The organism is Parvibaculum sp. (assembly GCF_039680535.1).
Taxonomy (GTDB): Bacteria; Pseudomonadota; Alphaproteobacteria; order Parvibaculales; family Parvibaculaceae; genus Parvibaculum.
This window is the reverse complement of the sequence record NZ_JBDKSS010000005.1, coordinates 458,873-480,272: the sequence shown is the minus strand read 5'-3', so window position 1 is coordinate 480,272 and position 21,400 is coordinate 458,873. Positions and strand designations below refer to the sequence as shown.

Here is a 21,400-nt window from a genome sequence, read left to right as displayed (position 1 = left end):
TCGACGCAGACCGGAACAGCGTTGCCGCCCTCATGGCGGAGATGGGCAAGCGCGCCCGCGCCGCCGCCGAAAAGCTCAGCCTGGCGCCAACCAAGCAGAAGGATGCGGGCCTACTCGGCGCCGCCATGGTTCTGCGCGCCAATGTCGACGACATTCTCGCAGCCAATGCGAAAGACCTCGCCGCGGCAAAGGAGAAGGGTCTGTCGGGCGCCTTGCTCGACCGCCTGATGCTCGACGAGAAGCGCATCGAAGCCATGGCGAAGGGGCTTGAGGATATCGCCGCCCTTCCCGATCCCGTGGGCTCGAAGATCGCTGAGTGGGACCGCCCGAACGGTCTTCACATCGAGCGCATCCGCGTGCCGCTCGGCGTCATCGGCATCATCTATGAAAGCCGCCCCAATGTGACGGCGGATGCAGGCGCGCTGTGCCTGAAGTCGGGCAACGCCGCAATCCTGCGCGGCGGCTCCGAGAGCAGCCATTCAAGCCGCATCATCCATGAATCGCTCGTCGAAGGCTTCATGGCCGCCAATCTGCCCGAGCATGCGATCCAGCTCGTTCCGACGACGGATCGCGCGGCGGTCGGCGAAATGCTTGCCGGCCTCGACGGCAATATCGACGTCATCGTGCCGCGCGGCGGCAAGAGCCTCGTCGCCCGCGTGCAGTCGGAAGCGCGCGTGCCCGTCTTCGCGCATCTCGAAGGCATCTGCCACGTCTATGTGGACAAGGACGCCGATCTCGAAATGGCGCGCAAGATCGTGATGAACGCGAAGCTGCGGCGCACCGGCGTTTGCGGCTCGGCGGAAACACTGCTTGTCGATGAAGCCTGTGCGGCGACGCATCTTCCCGTTCTCGTCAAGGATCTGCTCGACGCGGGCTGCGAAGTGCGCGGCGACGAGCGCACCTGCGCGGTCGATGCCCGCGTGAAGCCCGCGACGGAAGCCGATTGGAGCACCGAATATCTCGACGCGATCATTTCCGTGCGCGTCGTCGGCGGCGTCGAGGAAGCGATGCGCCACATCGCGCGCTACGGCTCGCACCACACGGAGTCGATCATCACGGCGAACCAGAAGACCGCCGATCGTTTCCTCGCAGTGGTGGATAGCGCCATCGTGCTCCACAACGCCTCGACGCAATTTGCCGATGGCGGTGAGTTCGGCATGGGCGCGGAAATCGGCATCGCGACCGGCAAGTTCCATGCGCGCGGGCCCGTTGGCGTCGAGCAGCTGACGAGCTTCAAATATGTGGTGCGCGGCAACGGCCAGATCAGGCCGTGAACGGACGCCGCCCATGAAACGCAGCGAAGCGCTGGCACCGGGCATGACGGTCGGCCTGCTCGGCGGCTCGTTCAATCCCGCACATGAGGGGCATCTGCATCTCACGCGCATGTGCCTGAAGGCGCTGGCGCTGGACCGCATCTGGTGGCTCGTTTCGCCGCAGAACCCGCTGAAAAGCGCATCGGGAATGGCGCCGCAGGAAGCCCGCGTCAAGGCGGCCGAAGAGCTTGTCGCGAAGTCCGGCGATCCGCGCATCGTCGTCACCGACATCGAAACGCGGCTCGGCACCCGCTTCACGATCGACACGGTGCGCGCGCTCAAGGCGCGTCACCCGGATATCCGCTTCGTCTGGCTGATGGGCGCGGACAATCTGCTGCAACTTCCGCGCTGGGCGAAATGGCGGGAACTGACGCATGAAATCGCCATGGCAGTCTACCCAAGGCCGGGCTTCACGCTGAAGGCGCGGCTTTCTCCAGCCGCCATGATGCTCAAGCCGGCGACGCTCGATCAAAGCGACGCGCGCCTTCTCGCCCGCGTCGCGCCGCCAGCCCTCGTGTTTCTCGACGGACGCGAGCACCCGGCTTCCGCGACCTCTATACGGGCGGCGCGCGGAGAGTCATAAAGGCGTTCGATTCAACGGATAGATTGAACTCGGAGCATCGCGCCCCTAATCTTGGGGTAGCCGAATCCGCTTCGGCGGTCGGCTTCGATCCTCGAGTCAGGACAGAAGGAGCCATTACCTGAGCAGCCCCACGAAGGACACCAAGGTCCAGCGCAAGCCCGCAAGCGCGTCGAAGGCAACTGCTGCCAAGACCGAAAAGCGGTCCGCAACCAAGACGGCGTCGACGGCGAAGAAAGCCGCTTCGGCACCGAAGAAGGAAGCAGCCCCGAAGAAGGCAGCCGCTCCGAAGAAAGCCGCCGCCCCAAAGAAAGCAGCAGCTCCCAAGAAGGCAGCGAAGGCGAAGCCCGCCGCAAAGAAGGCGACAGCCGCCAAGGCTACGGCCAAGAGGCCCGCTGCGAAAAAGGCTTCAAAAAAAGCCGATCCCGTAACGTCGAAAGCCGCTGCCCATCTTGCCCTGGTTCTCAAGAGTCTCGACGAGGACAAGGCCGGGGATATTGTCTCCATCGACCTCGCCGGGAAGACTCCGATCGCCGACTACATGGTCGTCGCGAGCGGCACCTCGGCGCGTCATGTCGCCGCCGTCGCCGAGCATCTCCTTCGCCGGTTGAAGGAAGCCGGCTATGGCGCGGCGCATGTCGAAGGCCTTCGGCAGGGCGACTGGGTTCTGATCGACAGCGGCGATGTGCTGATCCACATCTTCCGCCCCGAGGTGCGCGACTTCTACAAGCTCGAAAAAATGTGGTCGGCCAATATTCCGGCCGAGCAAGCCGCCGTCTGACGGCAGCGCATTTTTTCGGTCCTTGCGCGACAGGGCGCAGCGGTTGTCCGCTGTGCCGCTTGCGCGCCTGAAGAAAGGCCCCCATGCGCATCGATCTCTGCGCCGTCGGCAGGCTTCGCGCCGGCCCCGAGAAGGAGCTTCTCGACGACTATGTTTCGCGCACCGAAGCCGCTGGCCGCGGCATCGGCATCACGGCCTTCAATCTGAAGGAGGTCGAGGAGAAGCGTCGCCTCGATACAAACCCGCTCAAGGAGGCCGAAGCGGCACTGCTGCGCGCCGCAATTCCGCGCGGGGCGCTTCTGGTCGCGCTGGACGAGCGCGGCCGCGCCGAGCCAAGCGAGGCCTTCGCAAAACGCCTTGGCCGCTGGCGCGACGAAGGACATTCGGATGTCGCATTCATCATCGGCGGCGCGGCAGGCCTCTCGCCAGCGCTTCGCGAAGAGGCTGCCCATGTCCTCGCCTTCGGCCCCATGACATGGCCGCACATGCTCGTCCGCGTGATGCTCGCCGAGCAGATCTACCGCGCCGTGACGATTCTTGCCGGACACCCCTATCACCGCGTCTGACCGCCTCGTCGCAGCGCCGCCGGAACGATCAATATGGCAGCGATGTCGCATCGTGGTCATGGACAGGATTCATGCCTTGGAATAGTTTCGTCCGTACTGCGTGGCGAACATGCAGGCATTGAGTCGGGGCTGATTAATTCAGAAATTATGAGCGGGTTTGTCGGCGTCAGACCCCTGGTTCTCGTCCTTCTGGACGGCTGGGGAATTCGCGCAGAGCGCGAGGGAAATGCGCTCGCGATGGCGCGTACGCCGATCTATGACCGTCTGGCCGCAGCATCCGCGCAGACGCTCCTTTCAGCTTCAGGCGAGGATGTAGGACTTTCGGCAGGCAAGCCCGGAAATGCGCGGGCAGGCTATCTCACCCTTGGCGCCGGCCGCCCGGTGGAGCAATCGATCCTTCGCGTCAATCGCGCCATTCAGCAGGATGACGCCCGCGCCATCAGCGCGAACCCGGCGCTCACCAGGCTCGTCCAGCGCGCCCGTTCGCGCGGCGGCGCAATTCACCTCGTCGGCATGATCTCGCCGGGCGGCATCGCCGGGCATCAGCATCACCTTGCCGTTCTGGCCGCATTGCTCAGTCACGAAGGCGTGCAGGTCTGGGTACACGCGGTCATGGACGGGCAGGATGCGGCGCGGCAGGGCGGCGTCGACTATCTTTCAGAATTCTTCGACGATATTTCAGGCGCCGAGCATGCGAGCCTCGGAACGATCATGGGCCGCGCCTATGCTTTCGACGAGCCGAGCGAGGGCGACCTTCTGAAATCGGCGATGAAGGCCATTCTCACGGCCGAGGCGCCGCGCACGGAATATCCCACCGCCTATCTCAGCGAGGTCTACAGGAAGGGGCTCGCCGACGATCGCGTGCCGCCCGCCGTCTCGACGAAGTACAGAGGCATCCGACAGGACGACGCGCTCCTCCTCGTCAACCTTCAGCCCGATCTCGGGCGCCTGCTCATCGAGGCCATGCTCGACGGCCCCGCAGCCTCGCTTCTCTCCGGCCTCGCCTCGCTCTGCGAACTCGACGGCCGTGCAAGGCCGCATGTCGAGCCGCTTTTCGCCGCGCCCCCCGTCACGCCCACGCTCAGCGAGACGATTGCGCGCGCAGGCCGATCGCAACTCCTGCTGACGGAGACCATTGCCGAAACGAACCTGTCGCTGTTCATGCGCGGCGGCGTCGGCAATATCCATGACGGCGAGACGATCGGCGTCGCCGAAAGCCCGCCCTTCGCCAAGCTCGAAAAGCGTCCCGAACTTGCGACGACCGATCTCGTCGCCGAAGCCATCGACGCGGTGCGCAAGGGCGACCGCGATTTTGTCGCGCTGCATATGCCGAACGTCGCCATCCTCGGCCGCACGGGCAATCTGCGCGCCACGGTCGATGCCGCCGAGGCCATCGACAAGCAGCTGGGCAGGCTTGCGGCCCAGGTCGAGAAGCGTGGGGCGGCGATGGTCGTGACCAGCGCATTCGGCAAGGGCGAAGTCATGGTGGATCCCGCGACCGGCGCGCCCTGGCGCGGACCGACTTCGTCGCGCACCCCGTTCATCGTGAGCGGAATCGGCAAGAGCTCCATGCTTCGGCCGGGCACGCTGGCGGACGTGGCCCCGACGCTGCTGGACCTGATGGGCATTGAGGTTCCGCAAGGCATGACAGGTCTCTCGCTCCTCGCCGGGGCGGAACAGGCTGCCCGTGTCACGGCCTGAGCGCATAGCCCCGCTCGCTCTTGCGGGCCTGCTGATGCAAGCCATCTCCGCGCCGTGGTCCGGGCCCGCACGGGCCGAAGTCGCCGACCCGTCGGCGCTTGAAACCCTGAAGCACCAGCTCGACACGAGCGTCGAGCGCAAGAAGGCGCTTGAGGCGCAGTCCGAGGATGCGCGCAAGGAAATCGCCGAGATACGCAGCCGCCTCATCGAAACGGCAGCGAATGTGCAGGCGCGCGAAAAGGACGTCTCGGCCTCCGAGGAACGGCTCGTGGCGCTGAAAGCGGCGGAAGCCGACCTGCTCCTCCGGCTCGAACACCGCCGCGGAGAAATGGCCGACCTTCTCGCGGCGCTGGCGCGCCTCGACCGCCATCCGCCACCCGCCCTCGCCGTGCGGCCCGACGATGCGCTGGGGGCCATCCGCAGCGCCATCCTTCTGGGCTCCGCCGTGCCGGAACTTCGCGCCGAGGCCTTGGCGCTGAAGGCAAAGCTCGAGGAACTCGCGCGGCTGCGCACTGCCATCATGGCCGAGCGCCAGACCCTTGCCGACGCCCAGGCATCGCTCGAACGCGACAAGGCGAGGCTCGAAACCCTGCTGAACAAGAAGGTCGCCCGCCAGCAAAAGCTGGTCGCGGCGGCGGAAACCGAGCAAAGCCGGGCCGAGCGGCTTTCCCGGCAGGCCACAGACCTTACCGATCTGATCTCCCGGCTCGAGGCCACCGCCGCCCAGCGCATTCCCCTTCCCCGCCCGGACCCCGCCCGGATGAAGCCTGTGGCGCCGCCGGAGCCGGTCGTGACAGCCGGCCAGGAACCTGTGCAGGAGCCCTCGGGCCAACCCGAACAGGTCGCCACACTCAGCCCCCCCCGGAGCGAAGGTTCATCGCCTTCATCGCGCCTTTTTTCGGAGGCAAAAGGTCTTGTTCGCCTGCCGGTAACCGGAGCCGTGCTAAGGGAATTCGGTGCGCCGAACGGTCTCGGCGGGCGGATACAGGGCCTCCAGATCGCAACCCGGCCCGACGCGCAGGTTATCGCGCCCTTTGACGGCAAGGTCGTCTTCGCCGGCCCCTTTCGCGCCTATGGGCAACTCTTGATAATATCGGTGGGCGAGGGCTACCATGTGTTGTTGGCGGGCATGAGCAAAATCAACGGAGCAGCGGGCCAGACCGTTCTTGCCGGGGAGCCCGTCGGCATCATGGGCCCGTCTCCCTCTCCAGACAGTTTGGCTCAAGACGATGGGGCAGCCGAACGGGACGGCGGCTCCAACCGGAACGCGAAAGCCGGGCAGCGGCCCGTGCTTTACATCGAGTTCCGGAAAGATGGCGACCCGATCAATCCCCGCCCGTGGCTGATGATGAGTGATAAGAAGGCTCGTGGATAAATGAAAAAGTCTGTGATCGGCGGTTTTGCGATTGGCACGATCGTCTCGGCCCTCACCGTATTCGCGTTGCAGCCGGGCAACCTCAACAGCATTGCCGAGGCGGCTGACAGCGATACTTATCGCCAGCTCAATCTTTTCGGTGACGTGTTCGAACGCGTCCGCGCCGACTATGTCGAGCCGACGGACGATACGAAGCTGATCGAGTCCGCGATCAACGGCATGCTCACCTCGCTCGACCCGCATTCGAGCTACATGAATCCGAAGAACTTCCGCGACATGCAGGTGCAGACGCGCGGCGAGTTCGGCGGCCTCGGCATCGAGGTCACGATGGAGAATGGCGTCGTGAAGGTCGTGACGCCGATCGACGAAACGCCGGCGAGCCGCGCCGGCCTTCGCCCCAACGACTACATCACCCATATCGACGGCAAGCCGATCCTCGGCATGACGCTGAGCGACGCGGTCGACAAGATGCGCGGGCCGGTCAATACCGCAGTCACGCTGACGGTCGTGCGCAAGGGCGTCGACGAGCCTTTCGACGTCAAGCTCACGCGCGACATCATCACCATCAAGTCGGTGAAGTACCACCGCGAGGGCGATATCGCCTATGTGCGCATTACCTCGTTCAACGAGCAGACCGGCGAGCTGCTGGAAGAGGCGGTCCAGACGCTGAAGAAGCAGATCGGGACGGCGAAGGTGAAGGGCTATGTCCTCGACCTCCGCAACAATCCCGGCGGCCTTCTCGAACAGGCGATCGCCGTCAGCAGCGATTTCATCAGTGAGGGCGAGATCGTCTCGACGCGCGGACGTCATTCGGAAGACACGCAGCGCTACAATGCGCGCGGCGGCGACATGACCGGCGGAAAGCCCGTTATCGTGCTCATCAATGGCGGCTCGGCCTCGGCCTCTGAAATCGTCGCGGGCGCGCTGCAGGATCACCGCCGGGCGACGATCCTCGGCACGCGTTCCTTCGGCAAGGGCTCGGTGCAGACCATCATTCCGCTCGGCTCGGACGGCGCGCTGCGCCTGACCACGGCGCGCTACTTCACGCCGTCGGGCCATTCGATCCAGGCCAAGGGCATCGTGCCGGACATTCAGGTCGAGCAAAACGTCGATCCGAAGCTCAAGAAGCGCACCCTCGTCACCGGTGAAGCCGAGCTTCCCGGACACCTCGCTGCCGAAGACGGCGCCAAGGAAGTCGCCGGTTCGGATTCCTTTGTGCCGACCGACAAAAAGGACGACAGGCAGCTTCTCTATGCGATCGACCTTCTGAACGGCGTTCGCAAGGATGCCGCTTTCAAGGGCACGGCCTCGGCAAGCGCGAACTGACAGCGCGCAAACCGGGCGTATACTGGGCAGCAAGGGGGCAAAGGCGTGATTGCGTCGGCTGATACACGGCTTGGGCAGACCATGCCGCAGGAAATTCGCGATGCCGCGTAACCCGCTGTCTGCCATGACCGGCGACGAGACGCGCCGTCCCGGGCTGCTCGCCATCGCGGCGATCATTGTCGCCCTCGTCTTTGGCGGCACGCTTGGATGGCTGTTCCTCTCGGACCATAAGCTGGCAGGCGAGCCTGTGGTGCGCTTGGCGGTTGCGCCCGAGCCCGCGCAACCGCCGGCGCCGCCAGCCGAACTGCGCCCCAGCAATCCGGACGAGACGCCAGCCGCGCCCAAGGCCGGGACGACACTTCCCGATCCCGACCAGCCCAGTGCCGACGAGCAGGCCCTGCTGGACGCCGCAAAGCGCGTCGAACAGGGCGATGAGCCCGCGTCGGCCGACGGCGTCAGAATCGTCGGCGCTGAGTCAGCACCGAGCGACGACAACACGCCTGCGCCGGACGCTATCGGGCCGCTTCGCCCAGCGCCCGACCCAGCTCTGGTCGCGAATGGCACGCAAGGCCCGCTGCCCGTCATTTCCAAAGATGGCCGTCAGGCGTGGAAGGTTTATGCGCGCCCCTTGCCGAAGGGCCTTCCCGACGGTCCTCGCGTTGCCGTCGTCGTCAGCGGCATGGGCATCAGCGAAAGCGCGACCGCTCATGCGATCGAGGTATTGCCGCCTGAGGTAACCCTCTCCTTCGCGCCTTACGGCGCCAGACTGCAGGAATGGATCGGCAAGGCGCGCGCGGCGGGCCACGAAGTCCTGCTCGAACTGCCGATGGAACCCTTCGGCTATCCGCAGAACGATCCGGGCCCCTACACGCTTCTGACGAACCTTCAGGCCCCAGAGAATATCTCGCGCCTCGAATGGCAGATGAGCCGCTTTGCAGGTTATGCGGGTGTCATGAACTATCAGGGCGCACGCTTCACGAGCGCCGCCGATGCGCTGTCGCCCATCCTCGCCGCGCTCAAATCGCGTGGCCTCATGTATGTCGACAATGGCACATCGCAGCGCAGCCTCGCGCCGAAGCTCGGCGGCGAAATCGGACTGCCGGTCGCGCAAGGCACGCGCATGATCGATCCCGTGCAGAACCCCGACGTCATCAAGCAGTCCCTTTCCATGCTTGAGGATAGCGCCAAACAGTCCGGGCTCGCCGTGGGCATCGCCTCCGCCTTCCCCGTTACGGTGGACGAGGTGGCGCGTTGGGCGGAAGGCCTGAAGGGCAATGGCGTTGTGCTGGTTCCGGTGACGGCGACCGCGCACGGACCGAAGTAACGGGAGCAAATGGAAATGGTGAAGCGCGACGAACCAAAGACCGTCGATCCCGAGAGCCTCCCCTATCGCCCGTGCGTGGGCATCATGCTCATCAACAAGGAAGGTCTCGTCTGGGCCGGCAACCGGATTCAGCAGGTAGATACCGGATCGCCTCTCACATGGCAGATGCCGCAGGGCGGCATCGACGCGGGCGAAGATCCGCGCGAGGCTGCTTTCCGCGAGTTGAAGGAAGAGACCGGAATCGACAATGCCGAGATCATCGGCGAGACATCCGACTGGCTCACCTACGACCTTCCCCCGCATCTCGTCGGCCACGCGCTGAAAGGGAAATATCGCGGCCAGAAGCAGAAATGGTACGCGATGCGCTATCTCGGCCGCGACGAGGACTTCGACCTCACCGCCGACGCGCATCAGGAATTCAGCGAATGGGCATGGGTGCCCGTGAGCGAACTCGTCGAACTGATCGTCCCGTTCAAGCGCGGCGTCTACGAGCAGATCGTGCGTGAACTGGGGCCGCTCGCGAAGCCGCTCTAGCTTCCGTTCCTCCAGTCGCCGAGCGTCGTCGAAATCTTTTCCGATAGCGGCATGACCTTCTGCCTGAACGCATAGTCGGCATAGTCCCAGCGCGCGGTCCGCTTCAGTGCAAGAATCTGCTGCAACTGCTTGTCCGTCGACTGGAGCAGCGCCGACAGACGGTCGTACTTCGCCTGGTCTTCCGGTCTGGCCTTGATGCGAAGCGCGGAAAGAATGCCGTCGGCGCCTTGAAACGACTCGTAGGCCGCCTCGACTTCTATCGGCATCGTCGTCGCTCTCGAGTGCAGGTACAAGGCCAGCCCCGCCCTCATCGTCCGCAGGTCGCCGCGCAGCCGCGCCAGTGCGTCGACGCTCGATGCGCTATCCGGCCAGTTCGACGTCATGATGGATTGCAGCATCAGATCGCAGAGTCTGAGCGCCTCGTCGAAGGCTGGCGAAACTTCCTCGTCATAGAGCCTCAAGCCCGGAAACCGGTTGGGCGTTCCGACAATTCCCGCGATCACCCGCTCTTCGGCGAGAAGCTCCTCCGAGGTTCGACGAAAATCCGTCAGCTGAAGAAGCTGCCGACCGTCGGTCCAGCCCCGCGAGCTCTTCACGATGGCTCCCTGCGACGCATCGAAGAGCGCGACATTGCGTTGCCACTCTGTCCTGAACCCCTCGCTGCCGGTGAGAATATATCCACGCAGAGCGATGAGTGCGGCTTCGTTCGCTGCCGCATTGTCCGATAACAACGCATCATGGCTGCGCGACACGAAGAGCCGTGCAAGCCCTCCCTCCTGATCGACGTCGAAAGTGCCCGGCGCCGACGCGCCCTGCGCGGAGTTCAACTCGAGACGGGCAAGGAACAGACCGCCGACGGCAATCCAGATCGCAGCAAGAGCTGCAAAGCCGAGCTTGAGGACAAATCCTCGCTTTGACGCCACGGCGTCGAGCAGATGCATCGCGCCCGCGGAGCGCGCGGGCCTCCGTGGCGATATGCGCCAATGGCGGCGCGTCGAGCGCGAGGCCGGAGGCATTCTCTCCTCGGAGCGCGGAGGAAGTCCGTAACGGTCTCGCCAATACTGCTCGCTCGTGCCGATGGATTGACTACGCATTTTCAGGCCGCCATTCCCCTTCCGCCCCCTCTTGAACAAACGATGGTGCGCCCTGAACGTGCCCGGCCACATCCATGCATTCGTTTCACATTGAACGCGCGAGAATGGTTAATGTGCAAAACAATATCCAAACAGGATCAAGCTGCACGCCATCGCGGAAGACGGAACCAAAACAAGGTCTGCGCGCTATTCCCCTGACGGAGTATCTTGTTCGAGTCAGGGATGGAAAGCGTACACACCAGAGCAGCGACGCCATGAGCGCCTTGCGCCACGTCGCGAATATCTGCCTCGGCGCCGCTTGCATTGTCGGGCTCGGAGCCGGGCTCGATCTTGATGAGGCGCGGGATTTCATCTCGTCTGTCGCCGGGATCGAAGCGCGCCCACCAAATCTCGGCGACTGCCTGCACAATGTCGACAGGTCCTATTGGCCGCGCACTTATGCCGCGATCTGCAAGGATATTCGCGCGAGTATAGCTGCCGAACTGGAAGACACTCCGGCGGCCATCAAGCCCCTGACCAGACCGGCGGTGGCGGCGCCCAATCCGCCACGAGCGGCGATGGAGCGTGCCGAACCTGCTCCGGCAGAGAAACAGAAAGAGACGCAGTCCTGCACCATCGGCGAAACGGGAACATTGGCGATCCGTCGCGGTGGCGCGATAGATCACCGGCGGGCGCATTTTTCAGGCGTGTCGCCGACTGCACGGGGATCGGGCGGCATCGCCCTCGACGTTCCGGGCAACTGCGATCTGCAAAGCCCGGTGAATGGCCGCGTTCTGTTTGCAGGCGAGTTCAAGGGCTACAGGAGGGTTCTGATCGTCGGCCTGTCGGGCGGACACCGGCTTGTTATCGGGGGGCTTGGAACGCTGGCGGTCAAACGCGGCGAGACAATTGCGCGCGGACAAATTCTGGCGACGAGTTCAGCCGATGCGGCGCCCGCTCTCGCGACGGCCTTTAATGCCGACGCGGAATCCCTGGTCTATTTCGATATGAGAAACCGCGACGGCCTGGCGGAACCGCTGCCCTGGTTCTCCGCCTCCAGTTGAGGTCAGACGGCGGCGCTCGCCAGCCGCTTCGACCGCATGCTCCAGAAGGCCCATACGGCCGATCCGACGATCCGCATGATGACGCCATGCGGCTTCAGGCCAGCTGCCTTGCCGACCATTGAGACCAGGCGGTCGACATGCTGCTTGCGATAAAGACCCAGCGCGCGCTTTTCATAAGCCTTCGCGAAACGCGCCCGATCGTAAGGCACGCTGCCATCGGCGGGGGTGTTCGCGGAGTAATAGGCGCAGGCCAACTCGTCGTCGTCGGCCTCTGAAACGCGCCCGATCGCTATGCGCGCACGGGAGAGAATGGAGGGCTGCGCCTCGCCAAGCGAGTTGAACTGATCGTAGAAAAGCTTGTAGTGACGGAATTCATCCGCGGCGATGTTGGCTGCGATCTGCTTCAGCACCGGCTCGTCGGTCGCATCCTTGATCGCGGTGTAGTAGGACGACGTGCCGCTTTCGACGACGCAGCGCGCCACGAGCTCGCCCGCGCGGCTTCCGCGCACCGACTGGATCGCATCGGTGGGAATCTTGTAGCTGTCGCGGAAACGCTTGAATGCCGCTTCGAAACTGAAGTCCGGATCGGCAAGCTCTGCCCAGCGCGCGAGCGCCGCACCATGCTGCACCTCCTCCTCGCCCCAGCGATGGACGGTTTCCTTCACGTCCGGCCGGTCGGAGAAGACATTGCACAGATAGGTGACGTAGTCGGGCGCATTGTACTCGACCATGGCTGCCGCTTTCACCGCGCGCAGAATATCCTGATCGACCTTGGAAGCGTCGAAATCCGCCCATTTGATATCGTCGAGTGTCCAGTGACGGCTCATCTTCCGATCCAGCTTTTTCTACGTTCTGCTTCCCCGGCCCTCTAACAAGCACCATGGGAAACTATATCGCAATGGCATCAACGGGTTAAGGCTGCAACACGCGCCAAAAAACCGCAGCATCGCCCAAAAAAACAAAGGGCGGCGCCTAGGCACCGCCCTTCGATATATGGATTTTCGGGGAGCCTCAGAGAGCCAGATGCATCTGTTTCAGATGATCGAGCTTCTCCTGCGCCGCCAGCCGGGCGTCATCGCTCGTGGCGTCGGCGACATCTTCCGCGGCATAGCCGATTTCGAGATCGAGCTTCGCCTGATCGAGTTCCTCGACCGGAATCGTATGCTCGGCCAGAACCGTGAGACCCGCCGGCGTGACCTCGGCAAAGCCGCCCCGCACGAAAATGCGGCGCTGCGGCTTGCCGGCCTCGTCGACATTGATCACGCCCGGGCGAAGCACCGTCATCATGGGCGAGTGTCCGGCGAGAACACCGAAGTCACCTTCCTTGCCGGGCACGGTCACCATGTCGACATTCTCCGAGAGGAGAAGCCGTTCCGGGGACACGAGGTCGAAATGCAGCTTATCGGCCATGAGGCTCGTTCCGTCCTAGATCTGCTTAGGCAGCTTCCGCCGCAAGGCGTTCGGCCTTCTTCATCGCGTCTTCGATCGTGCCAACCATGTAGAAGGCAGCTTCCGGCAGATGGTCATAATCGCCATCGCAGAGACCCTTGAAGCCCTTCACCGTGTCCTTGATGTCGACGAGGCAGCCCGGCGTACCGGTGAAGACTTCGGCGACGTGGAACGGCTGCGACAGGAAGCGCTCGATCTTGCGGGCGCGGGCGACGACGAGCTTGTCCTCTTCCGAGAGTTCGTCCATGCCCAGGATCGCGATGATGTCCTGCAGCGACTTGTAGCGCTGAAGGATTTCCTGCACGCGACGCGCGGTCTCATAGTGCTCCTGACCGACGACGCGCGGCTCGAGAATGCGCGAGGTCGAGTCGAGCGGGTCCACGGCGGGATAAATGCCCTTTTCCGAGATCGCACGGTTGAGAACGGTCGTCGCGTCAAGATGCGCGAACGAAGTCGCAGGCGCCGGGTCGGTCAAGTCGTCGGCGGGCACGTAAATGGCCTGCACCGAGGTGATCGAACCCTTGGTCGTCGTGGTGATGCGTTCCTGCAGCGCGCCCATGTCGGTGGCGAGCGTCGGCTGATAGCCCACGGCCGAAGGAATACGGCCGAGAAGCGCCGACACTTCCGAACCCGCCTGCGTGAAGCGGAAGATGTTGTCGACGAAGAAGAGCACGTCCTGGCCCTTGTCGCGGAAATGCTCGGCGACGGTCAGACCCGTCAGAGCGACGCGGGCGCGGGCTCCCGGGGGCTCGTTCATCTGGCCGAACACGAGGGCGCACTTCGAACCGGTCGTATCGCCATTGTTCTCGCGCGGGTCCTTGTTCACGCCCGACTCGATCATCTCGTGATAGAGGTCGTTGCCTTCACGGGTACGCTCACCGACGCCGGCGAACACGGAGTAGCCGCCATGCGCCTTCGCGATGTTGTTGATGAGCTCCTGGATGAGAACCGTCTTGCCCACGCCGGCGCCGCCGAAGAGGCCGATCTTGCCGCCGCGCGCATAGGGCGCGAGAAGATCGACGACCTTGATGCCCGTGACGAGCATTTCGGCTTCCGTCGACTGCTCGACAAAGGCGGGCGCGTCCTGGTGGATCGCGCGGGTCGCGTCGGCCTTCACGGGGCCGGCTTCGTCCACCGGCTCGCCGATGACGTTGATGATGCGGCCGAGCGTGCCGTCGCCGACGGGAACCGAAATCGCGCTTCCCGTGTCGCGCACTTCCTGGCCGCGCACCAGACCTTCGGTCGTGTCCATCGCGATGGTGCGAACCGTGTTCTCGCCCAGATGCTGCGCGACTTCGAGGACAAGGCGGTTTCCGCCATTGTTCGTCTCAAGCGCGTTCAGAATGGCCGGCAGCGCGTCGGTGAACTGGACGTCCACGACGGCACCGATGATTTGTGCGATCTTTCCGACTGGGTTGCTCATTGGGCTTCCTTAATCTTCCCGTCAGGGGCAAGTCTTTAGAGGGCTTCGGCGCCCGAAATGATTTCGATCAGTTCTTTGGTGATCATCGCCTGACGCGAACGGTTGTAGGTGATCTGGAGTTTCTTGATCATCTCGCCCGCATTGCGCGTCGCGTTGTCCATCGCAGACATCTTGGCACCGAACTCGCCCGCCACATTCTCGAGGAGCGCCTTGAAAATCTGCACCGCAAGATTGCGCGGAAGCAGATCCTTCAGGATTTCGGCTTCGTCCGGCTCATAGTCGTAAACGGCGCCACCAAGGTCGACGCCGCCCTGGCCCGCGACCGGCACGCTTGCCGGAATGAGCTGCTGCGCCGTCGGTATCTGCGTCACCACATTGACGAACTTCGAGAAGAAGATCGTCGCGACGTCGAACTCGCCCGCGTCGAACATGCCACGCACAGCCTGCGCGATCTCTTCAGCCTGGGCAAAACCGATCGAGCGAAGTCCGGTGAACTCGTAGCTCTTCACGATCTTGTCGCCGAAAAGGCGCTTCAGCGCATCACGGCCCTTGCGGCCGACGGTGACGATCTTCACCGTCTTGCCATCGCGCTGGAGCTTGTAGATGTGCTCACGTGCGAGACGCGAGATCGACGAGTTGAAACCACCGCAGAGACCGCGATCGGCGGTCGCCACGATCACGAGATGGACCTGATCGCTGCCCGTGCCCGCGAGGAGCTTCGGAGCGTCGTCACGGCCCGCCATTCCCGCAGCGAGATTGGCAAGCACATTGTCCATGCGCGTCGCATAGGGACGCGCCGCTTCCGCAGCTTCCTGCGCACGACGAAGCTTCGCGGCGGCGACCATCTGCATCGCCTTCGTGATCTTCTGCGTCGCCTTTACGCTCGCGATGCGGTTTCTTAGGTCTTTGAGGCTCGCCATGAGGCCTTACCCGGTTCTTAGATCAGGCAAACGCCTTGGTGAAGCTTTCGACCGCCGCCTTGAGCTTGGCTTCCGTGTCGTTCGAGACCTGCTTCTCGGTGCGGATCGCATCGAGAATGCCGGTGTGGCTCGTGCGGATATTGCGCAGAAGCTCCTGCTCGTAACGACCGACATCGGAGACCGGCAGCTTGTCGAGATAGCCGTTCACGCCGGCATAGATCACGACCACCTGCTCTTCGACCTTGAGGGGCGAGAACTGGGGCTGCTTGAGCAGTTCCGTCAGGCGCGAACCACGGTTCAGAAGGCGCTGCGTCGCGGCGTCGAGATCGGAGCCGAACTGCGCGAAGGCCGCCATTTCGCGGTACTGCGCGAGCTCACCCTTGATCTTGCCGGCAACCTGCTTCATCGCCTTGATCTGGGCGGACGAACCGACGCGCGACACGGAGAGACCGACGTTCACCGCCGGACGGATGCCCTGATAGAAGAGATCCGTCTCGAGGAAGATCTGGCCGTCCGTGATCGAAATCACGTTGGTCGGAATATAGGCCGACACGTCGTTCGCCTGCGTCTCGATGATCGGGAGAGCGGTGAGCGAACCCTTGCCGTTCTCGTCGTTGAGCTTCGCGGCGCGCTCGAGCAGACGGGAATGGAGATAGAAAACGTCGCCCGGATAGGCTTCGCGTCCCGGCGGACGACGCAGCAGCAGCGACATCTGGCGGTAAGCGACGGCCTGCTTGGACAGATCGTCATAGACGACGAGGCCGTGCATGCCGTTGTCGCGGAAATATTCGCCCATGGTGCAGCCGGCAAACGGCGCCAGGAACTGCAGCGGCGCCGGCTCGGAGGCCGTCGCGGCGACGATGATCGTGTACTGAAGGGCGCCGTTTTCTTCCAGCGTCTTCACGATCTGCGCAACCGTCGAGCGCTTCTGGCCGATGGCGACGTAGATGCAATAGAGCTTCTGACCTTCGTCGTCGCCCTGGTTGAGCGGCTTCTGGTTCAGGATGGCGTCGATGGCGATGGCCGTCTTGCCGGTCTGGCGGTCGCCGATGATCAGCTCGCGCTGGCCACGGCCGATCGGGATCAGCGCGTCGATGGCCTTGAGGCCCGTCTGCATCGGCTCATGCACCGACTTGCGGGGAATGATGCCCGGCGCCTTGACGTCGACGCGACGGCGCTCGTCCGACACGATCGGACCCTTGCCGTCGATCGGGTTGCCAAGCGGGTCGACGACGCGGCCGAGAAGGCCCTTGCCGACCGGCACGTCCACGATGGAGCCCGTGCGCTTCACCGTATCGCCTTCTTTAATGTCGCGGTCGTTACCGAAGATAACGACGCCGACATTGTCGCTTTCGAGGTTCAGCGCCATGCCGCGGATGCCGCCCGGAAACTCGACCATTTCGCCCGCCTGGACGTTGTCGAGACCGTAAACGCGAGCAATACCGTCACCGACGGAGAGCACCTGGCCGATCTCCGAGACCTGCGCTTCCGCGCCGAACCCTTTGATCTGCTGCTTGAGGATTGCGGAAATTTCCGCAGCCTGAATGTCCATCAGGAGGCCTCTTTCATGGCAAGCTTGAGAGAATTGAGCTTGGTCTTGAGAGACGAATCGATCATCCGGCTCCCGACCTTGACGATGAGCCCACCGAGGAGCCCCTCATCGACGCGTGTATTGATAAGAACATCGCGCCCCGTCGCAGCCTTGAGCGCCGTCTTGAGGCTCGAAAGCTGTGCATCGGAGAGCGGATGGGCAGAAGTCACATCGGCCGACACCTCGCCACGCTTGGCGGCGAGAAGACGGTTGAAACCCGCGATCATGTCCGGCAGCGCAAAAAGGCGCCGGCGCTTGACCACGAGGCCGATGAAATTTGCGACGAGACCCTTGATGCCCGCGCGATCGAGAATGGCCGCGAAAGCGCGACCCTGCTCTTCAGCGCCGAGCACGGGGCTCAGGACGACACTCTTGAGATCGGCGCTGCCGTCGATCAGCGACCGAATACGGCCGAGATCAGCCGCAACCGCGTCGAGCGAGCCTTCGCTCTCGGCGAGTTCGAACAGTGCCGTTGCGTAACGGCCGGCCATGCCGGAAACGATGTGTTCAGATGCCACTTGGCGCGCTCGCCCGTAGGTTCTTGGCGATCAGTGCACCGTCTGCGGGGCGGCCCACCAACCAATTGAATTCGCTAGCTTATTTTGGCCAAGGGGAGAGAGAGGTCCCGCTGCCCCCAAGGCCGCGCGTTTGGTAACATAAGCCCCGCGCATGTGCAACATCCCGGCCTGCAATTGGCAGGGTGCGACATTCTGGACAAGCGGGACGGCAAAAAGCCGCTGTCCGGGCCGGACAGCGGCGCTAATGCATGCTCCCGACGAGGGTTCAGGCGGCGACGGCCAGAAAATTGACCGCGTGGACACAGTGGAAGCGGTTCCTGATCTTGTAACCGTGGTCCCGGCACCAGGCCTCGAAGGCCGAAATCTTGTCCCGGAACACCTCGACCATGAGAACCGGCCGATTCTGGTCGATGATCCGGGCCGCGCCCTCCAGCACATCGAACTCCATGCCTTCGACGTCGATCTTGATGAAATCGACCGCCTCGCCCTTGAGGCGTTCGTCCAGCGGAAAGACCTCCAGCCGCTCCACCCCTCCTTCGACGAGCCGCGCGGCACCCAGATTGTTGTCATAGGGAAGTTCAATCGAGAAAGTCCCGTAGCGCGCGCCCGCGCCTATGCCGATACCACGATCATCGACGATCTCGCCGAGACCGTTGGCTTCGATGTTCCGGCGCAAGAGCCCGATGGCGGCGGGGTTCGGCTCGAAGGGGAATATCTTCTTCGACTCCATGTGCTGCGCATAGAAGACGAGATGGTTGCCGATATTCGCGCCGACCTCGACAATGGTCTTGCCGGGGCCGACGACGTCGCGAACCACCTTCAATTCATCGATCTCGAAGAACGCGCCCTGCAGGTGATGCTGCTGAATGATGTCGGACGGATTGTCGATGGCGAAGCGCGTTGCCTTGCCGTCGAAATTCACGTCGCAGGAAAAATTCAGCGCCTTGCAGCAATCGTGAATGACGCCCTGCACGGCGCGGGTCCATTGCTGTCCGTCCGCCGAACGCGGCCCCGTGGAATGATAGCCGCGGCGATTGATGAAGAAGATCTCCGGCACTTTGGCGCAACGAAACCTGCTCCAGAGTCCAAGGTAGAACTTGAAGTCCTCGCCCGCGTTCATCTCCGTGTCGAACTTCACCGCCGCAGCACATTCCGTGCGGACGAAATGCCCCATCTGCAGCGTGAGGAAAGGTGGCGTCGAGAGAATATCGCCGATGCTCTCCGTGGCGACGAGTTGTCCTTCGCGGAGCTTGATCTGCTCCGTCCCGAACATGTTCTCACAGATGTTTCCCCAGACGGCGTCGTAGCGGTCGCAATATTTTCCGAAGGCGACGAAGGTGCCCACATTGAAGAGATCGTCCGCATCGAGAAAGAAAAGCCAGTCGCACCCGAGCGCGGCCGCCTCGTCTATGCCCGCATTGCGCCGGGCGGAGCGGCCATGCTGACCCTCGAGGTCCCACATCGGCAGAATCGCCAGAGCCTCGAAAGGCCCATGCCCATGGTCCCACGCCGCCTCGATCGATCGGCGGCAAATCTCGTAGGTGTCCTTATGCCCCGGGCCGACCGGGGTAATGACGGCGCATTTCATATGAGCCTCACGGGCTGATGTTCATTTCCCGTAAACCATACGAAGGAATGCTTAATGAAATGCTTTCAGCAGGCGGGGGGCCAAGGGCCTAGAGAAAGCTGTAAGGGTCGATATCGACCGAGACCCTGATCGCGGCAGGCACCTTCATCTCGCCGAGCCATGCCTGCATATAGGCCTGAATATTGACGTTGCGGGTCGCCTTGACGAGGAAACGGAGCCGCGTGCGCCCCCTGAGCAGCGCGAGCGGCGCGGGCGCGGGCCCGAGAACAGATACCTCCTCCGCCTGCGGCGCGTGCCGCGCCATGTCGCGGGCGAATTTCTGTGCGAACGCCGCATTCTCCGACGAAACGACAATGCCGACGAGCCGACCGAAAGGTGGCAGGCCGACACGCTCCCGCGCCTCAGCTTCGCGTTTCAAAAACGCGTCGCGCTTTCCCGCGACGAGCGCGCGCATGACGGCATGTTCTGGCATATAGGTTTGGAGGAAGACACGGCCCGGCCTCTCTGCGCGGCCCGCGCGCCCCGCCACCTGCTGCAAGAGCTGAAATGTCCGCTCCGCGGCACGCAGATCTCCGTTCTCCAGGCCGAGATCGGCATCGACGACGCCAACCACCGTGAGCCAGGGGAAGTGATGTCCCTTCGCGACGATCTGCGTACCGACGATGATGTCCACTTCGCGCGCCTCGATCGCACGGAACATTTCCTCATGCGATTGCGGCCCCCGGAGATTGTCGCTTGAGAGAACGGCAAGCCGCGCCTCGGGAAAGCGCTCCGCCACTTCCTCTGCGATGCGTTCCACGCCCGGTCCGCAGGCGATGAGCGAGTCCTCCGCGCCGCAGGAAGGGCATGCCTTCGGCACTGGCGCCGAATAGCCGCAATGATGACAGACGAGTTCGCGGCGAAAACGATGCTCGACGAGCCATGACGAACATTGCGGGCATTCGATGCGATGCCCGCAGGTTCGGCAAAGCGTCAACGGAGCATAGCCGCGCCGGTTGAGGAAGAGCATCGCCTGCTCGCCGGCCGCCAGCGCATTCGCGATTTCTTCGACGAGGCGCGGCGCAAGCCAGCGTCCGCGCTCGGGCGGCTCGGTACGCATATCGATCGCGGTGATCGAGGGAAGCTCCGCAACGCCATGCCGCTCCGGCAGCACGATGCGTTCATAGCGCCCCTGCTCCGCATTGACCGCGCTTTCGAGCGACGGCGTAGCGGAGCTGAGGATGATCGGAAACTGTCCGAGCGAGGCGCGCACCACAGCCATGTCGCGCGCATGATAGGTGACGCCCTCCTCCTGTTTGAAAGCGGCTTCATGCTCCTCGTCGACAACGATGAGGCCGAGTTCAGGGAAGGGAAGAAAAAGCGCCGAGCGCGCGCCGACGACGACACGGGCGCGGCCCTCCGCAACGCCGCGCCAGACGCGCGTGCGTTCGCGGCTCGAAAGTTCCGAATGCCACTCTGCGGGACGGCAGTGAAAGCGCCCCTGGAAACGTTCAAGAAACTGGCTCGTCAGCGCGATTTCCGGCAAGAGGATCAGCACCTGACGGCCCTGCGCCAGCGCTTCGGCCACAGCCTCGAAATAAACCTCCGTCTTGCCCGATCCCGTCACGCCGTCGAGAAGAATCGCAGCGAAGCGGTTCGCATCGACCCGTTCGCGCAGCGTCGTCGCGGCCGCCTGCTGCTCGGGCGAGAGCGACTTCGAGACAGCCGCAACGTCAGGCGTCGGGAACGGCGCCTCGGTCGGCAGATCGACAGGCACCAGCGCGCCCGCGTCGACGAGACCGCGCACAACGCCATCTGAAACGCCCGCCTCCTCCGCAAGTTCGCGCGTGGTGCGCGCAAACTGATCCATTGCGGTGTCGACAACACGCTGCCGCGCCGGCGTCATCCGCGCAGGGCGCTTGTCCACAAGGCGGTAGGCAGTCCGCATGCGCTGCGGCTCCAGCGCGCCGGGCGCGCGAATGGCGAGGCGCAGCACGGAGCCGCGCGGATTGAGCGTATAGGCGGCGAGCCAGTCGACAAATCGCCGTAACACCTCCGGCATGGGCGGCACGTCGAGCACTTCGAGAATCGGTTTCAACCTTTTCGGATCGACCTCGCCCGTTCCCTCGCCCCATACGACGCCGAGAATCTGCTGCGCCCCCAAGGGCACAATTACATAGGAACCCGGCTCCGCGATTAACCCGTCAGGAACCTCGTAGTCGTAAGGTGCTGGCAGGGCGAGCGGAATGAGAACGCTGACGCTTTTCGGCAATGTCTTAACGGGCATCCGCTCTA

The 21,400-nt window shown here is 63.7% G+C and carries 21 protein-coding genes; 10 read left to right on the top strand and 11 right to left on the bottom strand.

Annotated features, from left to right (window positions below):
* Positions 1-32: 32 nt before the first annotated feature.
* Both ABFC66_RS03525 and ABFC66_RS03520 read left to right on the top strand, forming a co-directional pair.
* The gene (locus ABFC66_RS03525) at positions 33-1,274 is read left to right on the top strand and encodes a glutamate-5-semialdehyde dehydrogenase (protein ID WP_346739620.1); all 1,242 of its coding nucleotides are present in this window, start codon (positions 33-35) and stop codon (positions 1,272-1,274) included.
* Positions 1,275-1,287: 13 nt separating this feature from the next.
* On the top strand, positions 1,288-1,896 hold the full coding sequence (locus tag ABFC66_RS03520; protein WP_346739565.1) for a nicotinate-nucleotide adenylyltransferase: 609 nt from the start codon (positions 1,288-1,290) through the stop codon (positions 1,894-1,896).
* Between the two features lie 114 nt (positions 1,897-2,010).
* Here the strand turns inward: ABFC66_RS03520 and ABFC66_RS03515 are convergent, their stop codons facing one another.
* Positions 2,011-2,280 carry a hypothetical protein gene (locus ABFC66_RS03515; RefSeq protein ID WP_346739564.1) on the bottom strand — a complete coding sequence of 90 codons (270 nt, stop codon included), beginning with the start codon at positions 2,278-2,280 and terminating at the stop codon, positions 2,011-2,013.
* Positions 2,281-2,350: 70 nt separating this feature from the next.
* On the opposite strand from ABFC66_RS03515, the gene rsfS reads away from it, so the two are divergent.
* The 3 genes from rsfS (at position 2,351) to gpmI (ending at position 4,941) form a co-directional block, all read left to right on the top strand.
* Positions 2,351-2,674, top strand: a complete 324-nt coding sequence (gene rsfS / locus ABFC66_RS03510; protein ID WP_346739619.1) for a ribosome silencing factor — start codon at positions 2,351-2,353, stop codon at positions 2,672-2,674.
* A gap of 83 nt (positions 2,675-2,757) precedes the next feature.
* Positions 2,758-3,240, top strand: a complete 483-nt coding sequence (gene rlmH, locus ABFC66_RS03505) for a 23S rRNA (pseudouridine(1915)-N(3))-methyltransferase RlmH (protein WP_346739563.1) — start codon at positions 2,758-2,760, stop codon at positions 3,238-3,240.
* A gap of 147 nt (positions 3,241-3,387) precedes the next feature.
* On the top strand, positions 3,388-4,941 hold the full coding sequence (gene gpmI, locus ABFC66_RS03500; protein ID WP_346739562.1) for a 2,3-bisphosphoglycerate-independent phosphoglycerate mutase: 1,554 nt from the start codon (positions 3,388-3,390) through the stop codon (positions 4,939-4,941).
* On the opposite strand, the gene ABFC66_RS03495 is transcribed toward gpmI, so the two are convergent.
* Positions 4,931-5,311: a hypothetical protein gene (locus ABFC66_RS03495; RefSeq protein WP_346739561.1), complete on the bottom strand. Its 381-nt coding sequence runs from the start codon at positions 5,309-5,311 to the stop codon at positions 4,931-4,933. The genes gpmI and ABFC66_RS03495 overlap by 11 nt on opposite strands.
* On the opposite strand from ABFC66_RS03495, the gene ABFC66_RS03490 reads away from it, so the two are divergent.
* The 4 genes from ABFC66_RS03490 to ABFC66_RS03475 all read left to right on the top strand — a co-directional run bounded on the left by ABFC66_RS03490 (position 5,270) and on the right by ABFC66_RS03475 (position 9,500).
* Entirely contained in the window at positions 5,270-6,316 is a 1,047-nt protein-coding gene (locus ABFC66_RS03490; RefSeq protein WP_346739560.1) for a peptidoglycan DD-metalloendopeptidase family protein, read from the top strand. The two genes, ABFC66_RS03495 and ABFC66_RS03490, sit on opposite strands and share 42 nt — an antisense overlap.
* Positions 6,317-7,642, top strand: coding sequence for a S41 family peptidase (locus tag ABFC66_RS03485; protein WP_346739559.1), 1,326 nt, complete (start codon positions 6,317-6,319; stop codon positions 7,640-7,642). It abuts the gene before it with no gap.
* Between the two features lie 100 nt (positions 7,643-7,742).
* Complete coding sequence (locus ABFC66_RS03480) at positions 7,743-8,966, top strand: divergent polysaccharide deacetylase family protein (RefSeq protein WP_346739558.1); 1,224 nt, start codon at positions 7,743-7,745, stop codon at positions 8,964-8,966.
* 15 nt (positions 8,967-8,981) lie between these two features.
* A complete protein-coding gene (locus ABFC66_RS03475; RefSeq protein ID WP_346739557.1) occupies positions 8,982-9,500 on the top strand; it encodes an RNA pyrophosphohydrolase in 519 nt (172 codons plus the stop codon).
* Here ABFC66_RS03475 and ABFC66_RS03470 read toward each other — a convergent pair.
* On the bottom strand, positions 9,497-10,594 hold the full coding sequence (locus ABFC66_RS03470) for a hypothetical protein (protein ID WP_346739556.1): 1,098 nt from the start codon (positions 10,592-10,594) through the stop codon (positions 9,497-9,499). The genes ABFC66_RS03475 and ABFC66_RS03470 overlap by 4 nt on opposite strands.
* Positions 10,595-10,848: 254 nt before the next feature.
* On the opposite strand from ABFC66_RS03470, the gene ABFC66_RS03465 reads away from it, so the two are divergent.
* Positions 10,849-11,637 carry a peptidoglycan DD-metalloendopeptidase family protein gene (locus ABFC66_RS03465; protein ID WP_346739555.1) on the top strand — a complete coding sequence of 263 codons (789 nt, stop codon included), beginning with the start codon at positions 10,849-10,851 and terminating at the stop codon, positions 11,635-11,637.
* 2 nt (positions 11,638-11,639) lie between these two features.
* Here ABFC66_RS03465 and ABFC66_RS03460 read toward each other — a convergent pair whose 3' ends face one another.
* From ABFC66_RS03460 to ABFC66_RS03425, 8 genes are all read right to left on the bottom strand, one after another.
* Positions 11,640-12,464, bottom strand: coding sequence for a ferritin-like domain-containing protein (locus tag ABFC66_RS03460; RefSeq protein ID WP_346739554.1), 825 nt, complete (start codon positions 12,462-12,464; stop codon positions 11,640-11,642).
* A gap of 184 nt (positions 12,465-12,648) precedes the next feature.
* Positions 12,649-13,047, bottom strand: a complete 399-nt coding sequence (locus ABFC66_RS03455; RefSeq protein WP_346739553.1) for a F0F1 ATP synthase subunit epsilon — start codon at positions 13,045-13,047, stop codon at positions 12,649-12,651.
* A gap of 25 nt (positions 13,048-13,072) precedes the next feature.
* Positions 13,073-14,509, bottom strand: a complete 1,437-nt coding sequence (gene atpD / locus ABFC66_RS03450) for a F0F1 ATP synthase subunit beta (protein WP_346739552.1) — start codon at positions 14,507-14,509, stop codon at positions 13,073-13,075.
* A 35-nt stretch (positions 14,510-14,544) separates the two neighbouring features.
* A complete protein-coding gene (locus tag ABFC66_RS03445; protein WP_346739551.1) occupies positions 14,545-15,429 on the bottom strand; it encodes a F0F1 ATP synthase subunit gamma in 885 nt (294 codons plus the stop codon).
* 22 nt (positions 15,430-15,451) lie between these two features.
* Positions 15,452-16,981, bottom strand: a complete 1,530-nt coding sequence (atpA, locus tag ABFC66_RS03440) for a F0F1 ATP synthase subunit alpha (RefSeq protein WP_346739550.1) — start codon at positions 16,979-16,981, stop codon at positions 15,452-15,454.
* Positions 16,981-17,538 carry a F0F1 ATP synthase subunit delta gene (locus tag ABFC66_RS03435; RefSeq protein ID WP_346739549.1) on the bottom strand — a complete coding sequence of 186 codons (558 nt, stop codon included), beginning with the start codon at positions 17,536-17,538 and terminating at the stop codon, positions 16,981-16,983. The genes atpA and ABFC66_RS03435 overlap by 1 nt, the downstream gene beginning before the upstream one ends.
* A gap of 265 nt (positions 17,539-17,803) precedes the next feature.
* Positions 17,804-19,126, bottom strand: a complete 1,323-nt coding sequence (locus ABFC66_RS03430; RefSeq protein WP_346739548.1) for an FkbM family methyltransferase — start codon at positions 19,124-19,126, stop codon at positions 17,804-17,806.
* A gap of 88 nt (positions 19,127-19,214) precedes the next feature.
* Positions 19,215-21,392, bottom strand: a complete 2,178-nt coding sequence (locus ABFC66_RS03425) for a primosomal protein N' (protein WP_346739547.1) — start codon at positions 21,390-21,392, stop codon at positions 19,215-19,217.
* Between the last annotated feature and the right edge of the window lie 8 nt (positions 21,393-21,400).